Below are 11,979 nucleotides of genomic sequence, written 5' to 3'. Positions count from 1 at the left end.
TTGATGCCTCCCCGAATTACATTATTAACCCGACATAAATGCTTTCGGGGGTTAATAGAAAACTCCAGATTAAGTGGAATCAGTAATTTTTTGATTACTAGAAAAATATGATCCTGAAAAACAGAATTCCTGATAAACCCTTATCAATCAGCAGGACAATTTTTCACAAAACAACAGGGTTATAAGAAACGTAATGCGCGCATAAAAACAACATTATGCATGTCATTTTTTGTCGTATAATTAAATATTAAAGAAGCCATTCGTGTTTTATTTTTGCGAACATTAATATGCAATCCAACGTATTTTTAGTGTATTTTTTTGGCAACATATCATAAAAAACGATACCTGTTTATTACCTTATCCGTTATAAAATTTACCTTAATGAAAACCTTATTTATCATCACTGCTGTTTTAGTAGTCAGGACAGAAATGCTAAAACCTGTCGGGCATTAACCCTTACATGAACCTGACAACACTTATCAAAACACCGTTTTGTTCCATGACTAAAATTGTTAACCCGGCATAATTGATTGCCCGGCAATAGTTGATCAATATTTGCGCTTTATACACACAAACGAGCCTTCGAAAATACAAACAACAGATCAAACTCTAAATATTTATCATTCTAATACTTATCAATTGATCCCATAATTAACTATAAAGGCATTTTATTCCTCTATCGCACTTTGGTAGGAGAAGATCAATTTAACAACGCAACAGGCTTGGCACCGGCAGACTCATAAGAGAAAATCTAATTGGTGATGTAACCGTTAAAAACACAATTATGAGCACCGCCTATTTACCAGACCATAAATACCTTGGAGGGTCAATTGCGCTCTTACATTCGGCCGTTCATAGTTTGCAAAAGGCTTCTATCGAGATTGATATCATGTGCCAAGATGTACCCGGGGGTTGATCTGCGATAATTTGACTGTTTTACCATCCGTCACTTCTGCAACCGAATGATCGGTTTTCTAGCGCGTCTGTTTCCCATTAATATTCACAGATGCCAAAACCATAATGGTTGTTTAGGGAACAGTTAACCAGAACCAATATCATCAAAGATCAGTTTATAATTTTGAAGGGCAATTGCAGATCAGGGGGCTCGTAAACGTCAGATTGTCGATACTGGCCGGCCAAGAAACATGACCACTCGTATTATGGCTTTAAAAACGACCATGAACACAAGCTGATTTAGGCATGTGAGGAGACCTCGACAGACGCGATGAGGGATTGACGGAAAATAGCGCTAAAGACGAGAGGGTAAACAGTGTGTACCATGCCATGGGGTCTCGAAATCAGATACATCAAAGAAGAAAAACGCAACCAACCGTTGACGAACAGGCAGTAGGTCACAAGCCTGAAGAAATCGATAAGGCAGGCACGGGTAGCGCATGTTTTTGGCTCAATGAAAAATGCATAAAGCGGGATGCGGGTCCGAGCCATTGGAGTAGTCAGAGCTTTGGTTGAATGAATTGGACTTACAACAGACGCCGTTCCGTCACTCTGCTCAGGAGACGTTTGGCTGACTGTCAAAACAGGCAAATCGGACTCATCAGGTGGAAGAGTGAGTCATTAAAGCCTGGCAAGGCAATTAAAGATACAACTCCTCAAGCGTTTTACGCGTCCGCAAGACGTAGTAGTGTAGTGTCTCAAATAAATCGCATATTCAGGTGGGCTGCTGAATTCAGTTTGCAAGCGGGTACATTTACTGCAGCCTCCGTCCCACCCTTCGAGCCCCCCCCTGCAGCTGTTTTCTAAGGGACCTCTGAAAAATAGGTTTTAGTCAGGACTCCATACCAGGTCATATTCAATGGGTCTGGCGTTTTGTCGATGGTGCTGGATTGAATCTGTTTTTCGCGATCAGTCGTCGAGCAGCGTGCTTTGTCCGTTTTTCGACCTCTCTGATCGACCTCGAGATGTTTTGCGTCAGGCTTTAGACGCCGACCAACGGTATCTGCATGGATACTCACGATTTCAACAGTCTCGGCTCGAATCATCCCACGCTTATGAAGCTAGTGTAGTGTCCTGAATAAGACATGTATTAAGAAAGCACCGCCAGAGCGCCACAACAAGGCGCAGCTCGCAGGCAATGGCGGGGCTGCAACCCAGATGTGGCGTTCTGGCGAGCTTCTCGAAGAATGAGTGGCTAATATGACAAGATTCAAACGTGCCGCCAATGTCTGTTGGCTGTTCATCTGAATCGCGTTTTTATTTAGGACACTATATCCGATATTCTGAACTGTGGGTTAGTAGCAAGCACCCACTCAAAGAACCTCAAATTGACTGAATTGCATGAGTGCGGGTTTTCGACTCTGGAAAGAGCCAACGACACCCCAGGGCAAACAGGTCATTTTTCAAACGCCCTTGTCCCTAACAGCTCACTTCCCCATTCTTGTTTTTATCAGATGCTCTTCTTATCCCATAATCACGCAGCTTATTGGCAATCGCAGTATGTGAAATCCCCAATTTTCGCCCTAATAAACGTGAACTGGGATAGGCTGGATATAAACGTCGAAGGATTTCGGATTCAAATTTTTTGACAGCCTCGTCCAAAGACCCCGAAAAATTTTCATCGAGTCGATATCCAAAAGACGAAAATGAAACATCATTTTCTGGGAGCTGTATGTCTTCCGGCTCCATGACGTCTCCCTCTAACAAAGTAACTGCTTTGAATAAGGTATTTTCAAGCTGACGTACGTTACCTGGCCACTGATATTGGGTTAACAGATTCTGGCAAGGCTTGGAAAGGGTAAAGAATTTTTTCTGAGGCTCAGAAAAACGGGCAATAAAATGTTCGGCCAGCGGCAGAATATCCAGCGGACGATCCCGTAAAGCAGGGAGCTCAAGGGACAATACGTCCAACCGATAATAAAGGTCCTGACGAAAGGTACCCTGTTGGCATTTTTTTACCAGGTTCTGCTGGCTTGAACAAATGATACGAACGTCTACCCGTACCTCCTGTTCTGCTCCTACTTTTCGAAAACGTCCATTTTGCAACAGCCCGAGAAACTTTGTCTGAAGGGAAAGATCCAGTTCGCCGATTTCATCCAGAAACACCGTCCCTCCTTCAGCTTGCTCAAATATTCCTTTGCTCTCCCTGGCTCCTTCAAACGCTCCTTCTGTCTGTCCAAACAACTCACTTTCAGCGACCTCTTTTGGCAAGCTGCCACAATTAAGTGTCAAAAAAGGCTTATCTCTGCGCAAACTATGCTGATGACAAGCCTTGGCGAGAAGGTTTTTACCCGTTCCGGTTGCCCCGGTTATCAGAACCGGGGCATCCAACTGACTCATTTTTTTGGCTTGGCGGATCAGCTTTTTCATAAGTGGACTTTCACTGATGATCATGTCGAACTCACCAGCCGTCTGGTTAAACGCGATCATCTGCTTGCCAAGGCGCGATGGCGACTTAAAGGTGAGTACGGCGCCAGCCATCACAGCTTCCTCATCAGAAGCTTCAGGCAAACTAATCGGCATTATGTCACACAAGTAGGTATGGTTTTTCAGCTGGATGTAGGTTGTTTGGGGTTCCCAACTCTCCTGGTTTAACCATTTGTTAATGTTGAACCCTTTAATCCATTGTTTAAGAGGACGATCTTTGATTTCTTCATCACTGAGCTTGAATATACGCTTGGCCGCATAGTTGGCAACAATAATATGGCCACGTGCGTCAATCGAAATGATAGGTTCCGGCAAAGTTCTGACCAGCGTTAACAACTCCTGCCGTTCGCGCTCCTGAGGCATGTAGGCAATGGTGGAAACATCCGTCACGCCCCCCACCTTCCGAATATTTGGCATCAAATCCTGAAATTTTTCGAACTCAAGATTGGGGATATGCAGATAGATCTGACCATCAGGACCTGTTTCAATTCCGGTCAAGTCAATTTTATATTGCACCAGAACATCCAGTATTTCATGGGCTATACCCATTCTGTTTTCACATAGGACTTGTAAACGCATCGCTCAACCGTTGTTATTCGTAATTATAAACTTACACTCCGATATCCAGAAAAATACCAGGAATAGAAACAATTTCACAAAAACTGCGAACGGACTTATTCAGGACTTAGTAAAACAGGCAGGAAAAATCTGGCAATTTCGCCAAATATCTGAAAAACCACTCTCTCACAAAAGAGCGTTTTTCAGTAGTAGATTAACGTTGGTTTCGGTGTCGCCCCTCGCCTGTAATCAACTCTTTACACAGACGGAGCAGTTTGTTGGGTATTGAGGTGTACGTCAACTGACCGGCTGGTCAATTGCCGCATTCGATAAAATACTTGTCTCATTCCTGTAAAAGATGACTATTTATATCAGCTGGTTTTCAGGCAACCATCGATTTCAAGAATAATCCAGTACGGTCATGACTTCCCACTTCATTCCAGAGCTGTTCACTTAATTCAGAAATTGGTCTCACAGCGCCTTCCTGCAGCCATTGGACGATTGCTGCAGCAACATCTGGATACTGAATACGTACCACCTCCCCTCCTCTTAACCATTGATCTATGCTCTGAACAGATAAATGGGAACAGGTCCAGGCAAGATTAAGCTGCTGTAGGGCTTTGGCATTGGATTTCTGCTCAACCTGACCTTTTAAGGGTTTAACCATGATGCGCTTTCCCATGTTCAGGGCTTCAGACACCAGCTCAAACCCGGCATTACATAGCACTGATTCGGCTTGCTGTAGATTCGCCTGAAAACCAGAGCGGCTAAATGGATGTACGGTTACAGCTCCATACACACCCGGCCGAATATCTTTGCAATGCATATGAAATTCATAATCCGTCACCTTCTTGAGCAGATTCAATACATTGAAAGAGTTCTCGAATGGCAGATACACCAGAACTTTACGAGAATCCGGTACCGGGGGGTTATCTTCGATATGAATGATTGGAGGCAAAATCGGATTGTTGAAGTGATGCCAATGAACTCCGAGGCGCATTTGAGCCGGAGCAAACCACCGCAAAACCAACTGGCCCGGAATATCGATCCGATAACGTGGAACACGATGGCCAAATGCATACTGATGCCCCAGCCCTAAACATTTTCGCGACTGCAATCTGGCGGCCCAGGCGGTGACAGGTTCATAATCAGAAATCACCATATCGTAACTGGAAAGATCCAGTTCCCGGATATCGCGAAACAAATTTTTCAGTGATGCCTGCTTGAAACTTTCACCAATTTTCAAACAGCCATCACGGGTGATAAAGGTCAGTCCTTCCCGTACCTGGAAATCGCCAAACTCTTCCATATCAAACAAATCTTCCCGAGCACGTCCCGAGAACAGATAGGAAACATCAAGGCCTGATGCTTTCAATAACGGCGCCATTGCTCTGGCACGGGTAATGTGACCATTACCCGTTGCCTGCACACCATATAAAATTTTCATGGCAGCAAAACTCCCATGGCCAATATTGCACAACTGCTTCCTAAAAATGCGCCCATGACAGTATCGGTTGGAAAATGCACTCCCAGAAAAATCCTCGACAAACCGACACTCAAAGCCCAAAGATAAATCAATACGCTCCATTGGGGAAAAACCTGACTGATAAAACAGGCAAAAACAAACGCCCCTGATGTATGGCCGGAGGGAAAGGAGAACTGGTCTGAAGGTTGAATGAAACTCCGGAAATCCGATAACGCTGCAGCAGGTCTGTTTCTCTTAAAACCATTCTTTAACACAAAATATATCGGTCTCTCGACGGCAAAGCTCAACGCCAGCGCCAAACCCCAGGCCTGATATCCGAGATAAACCATGAGTAATCCGAAAACCGCATATAACGGGCCATCAGCGGTTCTGGAAATGAGCCGGCCTGTCCGGGTAAGCAACTCCCGGTGCCGACGAGCCATACACCAGTGAAAGGTTACAACGTCCAGTTCATGAATATTGTGCAGAAGATTCATTCATTTATCCCATAGCTCCTGATTGAGCTGACACTATGGGAAGTGAATTTCAGTAGTATTGAATTTCAGTGAATTTTTTATGACAGCACAATCACTCGTGCAATCCAGTAACAGGCGTTACCAACCAATACACCAAACAGAAGATCCGACAAAAAATGCAGCCCCATGATCATCCGCGAGAAAGCCACAAGCGCAGCCCATATTACGACAGGTAAGAACATCCAGCCGACACCCCAATATCCGGCCACGATACTGGCGAATAAAAACGCCGCAGAGGTATGACCACTGGGAAAGCTGTATTGATCTGCAGGTTTGATATAAGTCTCAACATCCCCGATGGCATTAGCCGGACGCTTTCTACGAAACCCATACTTGCATGAAAAATAAAATCCGCGCTCCAGTAGATAACCGAGCCCAATGAGTTTCGCCCATCCATACTGATGGGAATAAAGTAAATACACTCCAAAGGCAATGGGTACATATCCATCACCTGTCCAGGAAATTTTGCGCAACCATTTTGCCTGGGTATTTTGCGACGGCAATGACATTAGCCAGTTAAAAAAGATAACATCCAACGCGTGTATATTATGTAAAATCTTAATATCGCTTACCTCAATCTATTGTCCAAACCGACTGCCATTTTGCTTAAGGTATTCAAGCTCCCTAGCCGTGCTCTGTCGCTGCAACACCTCATTTCTGTAAGGATAGCGACCGAAACGCTCAATAATAGCGCGATGTTCCTGTGCAGAATTAGTGATTCCAGACCAAAACCGAACAACGCCATTAGACAAACCAACTTCTTTGGTTTGTTGATTTAAAATCTGCTCAAGCGTTTTGTGATCTTCCAAACATTCACTATGCATCAACGGCATTAAGCAAAAACACCGTCCTGCGACGGGCAATATTTTTAAATAGTTATTCTTAAGAGCATGATGGGTAGCCGCTTGCGCAAGACCATCATTTCTAAATGCTCTGTTAGTATGGCGGTATATGTTGCGGCTGAACTGGTCTGTCAAAATAATATATGCCAAACAACTGTCCGCCGAATTCAACCAATCAAGTAACATCCCGTTTTCAGCGTTTTGTAATAGTCCAGCAAACAGAGTATCGATTTCCTGATCAAATGCTGAACTTGAAAGCCACCAACGACGCTGTTTCTGCAGATTAGCCAGGCCCTCGTTATCCAGAGGTCCCAGCCAAAAGGACAGAATATCGTCTACTACATGTTCCATACAGCCTGAAATTCTTCCAACATCACATCAGTTCTCCAGATTGGCCGGAATGAAAACGGATGTTTTCAATGCTTCCTGTATTTCCTTACCGCGGCTAATCAATTGTTCACGGGTATAACCACGAGGAGGCACTGCCCCCCAAACCGGATTTGGCCATGCAGGATCATCAATGGTTCTGGCTACATGATGAATATGGCATTGAGAGACAACGTTACCTAATGCTGCGACATTCATTTTGTCTGCATCAAAACACTTTGCCAACGCTTTGGAAACAAAGGAGGACTCCCATACCAGTTGTTCCTGATCAAGCTCGTCGAGATCATATATTTCTTTTATATCATCCCGCATCGGAACCAGAATAACCCAAGGATAGTTAGCATCTTTCAGCAGCAGAACCTTGCATAAATTCAACTGCCCGAGGTCAAGGCAATCCGACTGTAATCTTTCGTCCAATTCAAACATAACCACATTCTTATTATTAATAATGAAGCACAAGTATATGTTTACAGAAGCATACAATGAATATTTATCACCACTATTTGCCAAAGAATGACTTGCGATTATTTAGTCAATGTTTTTTTCATTTCGCTCTAGCAATCTCTGTGACAACAGAATCACAACCATCCCCATTAACCAGGCTAAAACAGTTATATAGAGAAAATTCTGAGTTGAGTGAGCCTGGCTATAATCTGCCGGTGACAAAAACCGTCCCTCAAACTGCCATGGCCAGAGTTTCAGCATTGAACCAGCCAGAATACCGGTAAGCACTGCCATCACCGACGCAGTGTATTTTTCCAACAGGAAAGAAATCAGCCTGGAGAATGACAAAATACCGACTGCACAACCTGTCATAAAGACGATTAAAAACAATATATCCAGTTCTCTGACAGCTCGCAGGACATGTTCATACATACCGAGCATTAGCAGGATAAAACTTCCGGAAATACCGGGTAAAACCATGGCACAAATCGCCAACACTGCCGAAAAAAACACAATTGGCCAAGTTGGTTCTATATGACTTGGCTGAGCCAATGCCAGCACAACAGGCAATACCATCCCACAACAAAACGGCAACCAAAAAGACAGCCGCCATTGCACGTGTCCACGAACAAGAAAAATGGTGGAGGCCAACACCAACCCACTGAAAAATCCCCAGACAACCGGACTGTAGTTTGCTAAAAGATATGACAAAATATTGGCCATCGTTACCACTGCCAAGAGCATTCCTGACAACAAAGATGCAAGAAAGGCGGCATCCACATGTTCCAGTAAAGACTTGAACCGCCCTTGGAACAATAGTCTGAGCGCTACCAGATCAAAACTACTCAAAGCCTTCAGCAAACGTTGATAAATTCCGGTGATTAGCGCAATGGTTCCACCTGAAACGCCTGGAACGATGTCCGCGCCGCCCATGCAAAAACCTTTTAAAAAGACACCAAGATATTGCATCATTCACCTATATCCTTGTTGATTGTTCCGTTGAGCAATGGCACAAACTTAACGACTTCGACTTTTTCTCGCTGAAAGTTATCGCCATCACGAATAATTAAGTATAGAGACTGCTCACTTTCACCAACTGGGATTACAAGCCTGCCACCTTCCGGGTTAAGTTGCTGCAATAAACTATCAGGGACTGATTCAGGGGCACATGTCGTAATAATACCGTCATATGGAGCAGCGTCTTCCCAACCGAACCCACCATCAGCGAAACGTAAATGGATGTTGGTGAGTTCGAGTACTGACAACAGTTTTTGGGCTTTTTGCTGCAAAGGCCATATACGTTCAACTGACCAGACTTCAGGTACCAACTGCGCCAGTACAGCAGTCTGAAAACCACTGCCTGTACCAATCTCTAATACCCTTTCTGGAGTTCCATGACTAAGCAGCAACTCGGTCATTCTGGCAACAATATAGGGCTGCGATATGGTCTGGCCATGCCCGATCGGCAATGCAGTATCTTCATACGCTTTATGGGCCAAGGCCTCATCAACGAATAAATGTCTTGGAGTATTCAAAAAAACTTCCAAAACAGATACATTACCAATTCCCTTTTCCAACAACCGACTAACAAGCCGCTCCCGGGTGCGACGCGAGGTCATTCCAATGCCTTCGAGGTTCAAAACACTCAATCTCCGTATTCTGACCAAATATTAGAAACTAAAGAGTTCACGCAATACTGAAGTTGCATAGGTACCGGAAGGTAACCCAAAAGACAGACTCAGCGTGTGGTTATCTAAAAATGTCCACTGCAATTGATTAGGCCTTAGGATTAATGGTCGACGCAATGGCTTTAGCTGCAATGGTGTCAGCCAGTCAGTCAATTCAGCGTAGGAGTGCAACAGCTCAAGCTCTATAAGACTAAAAGCAGGAGACTCGTCCAAAACAGTCGGCCCGGAGTACATCACACCTGATGTTGAACAATCACCCTGTTCAATACGGATTAACTCATCGTCTGTTCCTTCAGCCACAAACCAGCTATTAGAGCCCGATAATATCAATGGCTCACCCACCTGGGGGACAGACCAGTTATCTTGTAGAATTCTGTGGTGAAGCAGACTGTTAAAAAGATAAGAGCGAACCGCTGAAACGTAAATATCATTGGCCCGATTTTGCTCCAACCACTCCTGTGCCGGGCGACCCAGAGCAAGTGTCACATTTCCATGATCAACACCAAAACGTTGAGGACCAAAATAATTGGGAACCCCTTTTGCTGCGATACGGGTAAGCCCCTCTTCAATTTCCCCAAGATTACCCTGTACGCCCCGTAAAACGATATGAAAACGATTGGATGACAAAGCTCCACGCTGCAGCTTAGCACGATGACGTCGTTGATCAATTACACTGACCCCCTCTATCTCAAGAGGTCCTTCTGGATCAGGTTTTCCTGGTAACCAGATACTGAACCATTGTCGGGTAACACCCTGACGGTCTTTCAAACCAGCGAAACTAACATGACGATTGGGGACATTTGCCCACCGGGCAATTTGTTTGGCACACCAGTGGGTATTCTGCTGTTCCTTCTCAATCAATATATACAAATGCTCGCCTGCACCAGTAAGCTCGAAACGAAGCTCTTCTTCGACAATAAAATCAACAGGTTGCTGTTTAAAATCAACCGGCTCGACAACCAGCGAGAGTGCCCGAGCAAAATCATAGTTAAGATCAGCCATGATCAGCCGCCACTAGTAAAACCACTGCGTGTGCAGCGATACCTTCTTTTCGTCCGGTATACCCCAAATGCTCCGTAGTGGTTGCTTTAACATTAATCCGATCCACATCACACTGAACACAAGCGGCAATATTCTTACGCATACTCTCGATATGCGGCGCCATTTTGGGAGTTTGAGCAACAATAGTTGAATCTATATTTCCAATCATCAACTGCTTTTGCGACACCAAAGAACAGCAATGTCGCAATAGTTGCAGACTATCTGCAGACTTATAATCGTCATCTGTATCCGGAAAATGGCGACCAATATCTCCCAATGCTGCTGCACCAAGTACCGCATCACATATGGCATGCACTAAAACATCTCCATCTGAATGAGCAATCAGTTCAGCATGACAGGGAATTTTCACGCCACCCAATACAATAAATTTGTCAGGTTCGGTTTCCTCATCAAAACGGTGTACATCAAAACCATGGCCCACGCGCATTACTTTGCTCTCCCTAAAATCATTTCAACCAGCTCCAGATCTTCCGGTGTTGTAATCTTGATATTGTCACGATGTGCTGTTACGACATCGACTACATGCCCATAAAGCTCCATTACTGAAGCGTCATCGGTAACAGGATGGCCATCGTGAATAACATTCTCAAACGCACGCTTCAGTGCCTCTACGGGAAACATCTGTGGAGTCTGCGCCTGCCACAGTTCAGTGCGATCAACTGTGTGGGTAATTGTATCGTGCTGTACATGTTTAACCGTATCGGAAACCGGAACAGCCAGAATGGCAGACCGTTCTGAGTTTAGGCAACGAGTATAAAGGCGGTTCAAGTCCCCTGTGCGAACACATGGTCGGACAACGTCGTGTATCATGACCCATGCGGTACGGGGCTGATGCTCATAGACCCAATTGACTGCTGACAATACCGAATCAGACCTCTCTTTACCGCCATAAACGGTTACTACCCGAGGATCCTGATAATAATTACATTCAGCCCAACGCTGATCATCTTGCCTGACACTAACAACGATTCCTTGAATATAGGGAATAGATAAGAACAGCTCGAGGGTCCACTCAATGATCATTTTGCCATGAACAGGCAGATACTGTTTTGGATATTCGGCTCGCATACGCGATCCAATTCCAGCAGCAGGTAAGATTACCCAAACAGGGGTTTCAGAATTATTCATCAGGAATTAAGATCAGAATTTCATCCGGTTTAACCAAGCCATGAGCTTCCCTGGCCTCCTCTTCAATAGCTTGAGGATCATCTTTCAATGCTTGAACATGGTACTGCAACTCCAGATTCTGTTTCTTTTGAATCTCTATCTCAGCTTTTTTCAGATCGATAAGGCTCTTTAGCGAAGACGCCTCAGCCAGGCTTCTCTCACCAACCCATAAACGATATTGCAGACCAATAAAGACAACGACTAAAAAAGTCCAAAGAAACTTGATGCTCAACCCGGATGTCCTATCAAAAAACTGCGCCAATCTTAATGCAATTGATCAAGGATAAACACCCACTGCTCAGCAAAACGACAGACATAAAAAAACCCCGATCTGATCCCAGACCGGGGTTGTGTTAGATGCCTGACGATGTCCTACTCTCACATGGGGAGACCCCACACTACCATCGGCGATGCGTCGTTTCACTACTGAGTTCGGGATGGAATCAGGT

12 protein-coding genes and 1 rRNA gene are annotated in these 11,979 nt (G+C 44.6%); all 13 read right to left on the bottom strand.

Annotation, left to right across the window (positions count from 1 at the left end; genetic code table 11):
* Positions 1-2,373 precede the first annotated feature (2,373 nt).
* Complete coding sequence (tyrR, locus tag ACQY6I_RS22270; RefSeq protein ID WP_428243748.1) at positions 2,374-3,960, bottom strand: transcriptional regulator TyrR; 1,587 nt, start codon at positions 3,958-3,960, stop codon at positions 2,374-2,376.
* A gap of 361 nt (positions 3,961-4,321) precedes the next feature.
* Positions 4,322-5,386, bottom strand: coding sequence for an MJ1255/VC2487 family glycosyltransferase (locus ACQY6I_RS22265; RefSeq protein WP_428243747.1), 1,065 nt, complete (start codon positions 5,384-5,386; stop codon positions 4,322-4,324).
* A complete protein-coding gene (locus tag ACQY6I_RS22260; protein WP_428243746.1) occupies positions 5,383-5,901 on the bottom strand; it encodes a phosphatase PAP2 family protein in 519 nt (172 codons plus the stop codon). The genes ACQY6I_RS22265 and ACQY6I_RS22260 overlap by 4 nt, the downstream gene beginning before the upstream one ends.
* Positions 5,902-5,978: 77 nt before the next feature.
* Positions 5,979-6,443: a phosphatase PAP2 family protein gene (locus ACQY6I_RS22255; protein WP_428243745.1), complete on the bottom strand. Its 465-nt coding sequence runs from the start codon at positions 6,441-6,443 to the stop codon at positions 5,979-5,981.
* A 75-nt stretch (positions 6,444-6,518) separates the two neighbouring features.
* On the bottom strand, positions 6,519-7,133 hold the full coding sequence (locus tag ACQY6I_RS22250) for a DUF924 family protein (RefSeq protein WP_428243744.1): 615 nt from the start codon (positions 7,131-7,133) through the stop codon (positions 6,519-6,521).
* A gap of 27 nt (positions 7,134-7,160) precedes the next feature.
* Positions 7,161-7,595: an HIT domain-containing protein gene (locus tag ACQY6I_RS22245; RefSeq protein WP_428243743.1), complete on the bottom strand. Its 435-nt coding sequence runs from the start codon at positions 7,593-7,595 to the stop codon at positions 7,161-7,163.
* A gap of 102 nt (positions 7,596-7,697) precedes the next feature.
* On the bottom strand, positions 7,698-8,585 hold the full coding sequence (locus ACQY6I_RS22240) for a DUF368 domain-containing protein (RefSeq protein WP_428243742.1): 888 nt from the start codon (positions 8,583-8,585) through the stop codon (positions 7,698-7,700).
* The gene (locus ACQY6I_RS22235; RefSeq protein ID WP_428243740.1) at positions 8,582-9,232 is read right to left on the bottom strand and encodes a protein-L-isoaspartate(D-aspartate) O-methyltransferase; all 651 of its coding nucleotides are present in this window, start codon (positions 9,230-9,232) and stop codon (positions 8,582-8,584) included. Before ACQY6I_RS22235 ends, ACQY6I_RS22240 begins: the two co-directional genes overlap by 4 nt.
* 51 nt (positions 9,233-9,283) lie before the next feature.
* Positions 9,284-10,303: a tRNA pseudouridine(13) synthase TruD gene (truD, locus tag ACQY6I_RS22230; RefSeq protein WP_428243739.1), complete on the bottom strand. Its 1,020-nt coding sequence runs from the start codon at positions 10,301-10,303 to the stop codon at positions 9,284-9,286.
* Positions 10,296-10,790 carry a 2-C-methyl-D-erythritol 2,4-cyclodiphosphate synthase gene (gene ispF, locus ACQY6I_RS22225; protein WP_428243738.1) on the bottom strand — a complete coding sequence of 165 codons (495 nt, stop codon included), beginning with the start codon at positions 10,788-10,790 and terminating at the stop codon, positions 10,296-10,298. Before ispF ends, truD begins: the two co-directional genes overlap by 8 nt.
* The gene (ispD, locus tag ACQY6I_RS22220; protein ID WP_428243736.1) at positions 10,790-11,491 is read right to left on the bottom strand and encodes a 2-C-methyl-D-erythritol 4-phosphate cytidylyltransferase; all 702 of its coding nucleotides are present in this window, start codon (positions 11,489-11,491) and stop codon (positions 10,790-10,792) included. The genes ispF and ispD overlap by 1 nt, the downstream gene beginning before the upstream one ends.
* On the bottom strand, positions 11,484-11,762 hold the full coding sequence (locus tag ACQY6I_RS22215; RefSeq protein ID WP_428243735.1) for an FtsB family cell division protein: 279 nt from the start codon (positions 11,760-11,762) through the stop codon (positions 11,484-11,486). Before ACQY6I_RS22215 ends, ispD begins: the two co-directional genes overlap by 8 nt.
* A gap of 127 nt (positions 11,763-11,889) precedes the next feature.
* Positions 11,890-11,979 (bottom strand): 5S ribosomal RNA (gene rrf, locus ACQY6I_RS22210); the annotation flags it as partial.

Origin of the sequence: Gynuella sp. (genome assembly GCF_050297175.1) — a bacterium.
Lineage (GTDB): Bacteria > Pseudomonadota > Gammaproteobacteria > Pseudomonadales > Natronospirillaceae > Gynuella.
Note: the sequence above shows the minus strand (reverse complement) of the source record. Positions and strands in the feature narration are given on the sequence as shown.

What these genes read in the sequence shown, in the direction of transcription:
- tyrR (WP_428243748.1), bottom strand. Translation starts at nt 3,960, where the DNA reads ATGCGTTTACAAGTCCTATGTGAAAACAGAATGGGTATAGCCCATGAA.
- ACQY6I_RS22265 (WP_428243747.1), bottom strand. Translation starts at nt 5,386, where the DNA reads ATGAAAATTTTATATGGTGTGCAGGCAACGGGTAATGGTCACATTACC.
- ACQY6I_RS22260 (WP_428243746.1), bottom strand. Translation starts at nt 5,901, where the DNA reads ATGAATCTTCTGCACAATATTCATGAACTGGACGTTGTAACCTTTCAC.
- ACQY6I_RS22250 (WP_428243744.1), bottom strand. Translation starts at nt 7,133, where the DNA reads ATGGAACATGTAGTAGACGATATTCTGTCCTTTTGGCTGGGACCTCTG.
- ACQY6I_RS22245 (WP_428243743.1), bottom strand. Translation starts at nt 7,595, where the DNA reads ATGTTTGAATTGGACGAAAGATTACAGTCGGATTGCCTTGACCTCGGG.
- ACQY6I_RS22240 (WP_428243742.1), bottom strand. Translation starts at nt 8,585, where the DNA reads ATGATGCAATATCTTGGTGTCTTTTTAAAAGGTTTTTGCATGGGCGGC.
- ACQY6I_RS22235 (WP_428243740.1), bottom strand. Translation starts at nt 9,232, where the DNA reads ATGACCTCGCGTCGCACCCGGGAGCGGCTTGTTAGTCGGTTGTTGGAA.
- truD (WP_428243739.1), bottom strand. Translation starts at nt 10,303, where the DNA reads ATGGCTGATCTTAACTATGATTTTGCTCGGGCACTCTCGCTGGTTGTC.
- ispF (WP_428243738.1), bottom strand. Translation starts at nt 10,790, where the DNA reads ATGCGCGTGGGCCATGGTTTTGATGTACACCGTTTTGATGAGGAAACC.
- ispD (WP_428243736.1), bottom strand. Translation starts at nt 11,491, where the DNA reads ATGAATAATTCTGAAACCCCTGTTTGGGTAATCTTACCTGCTGCTGGA.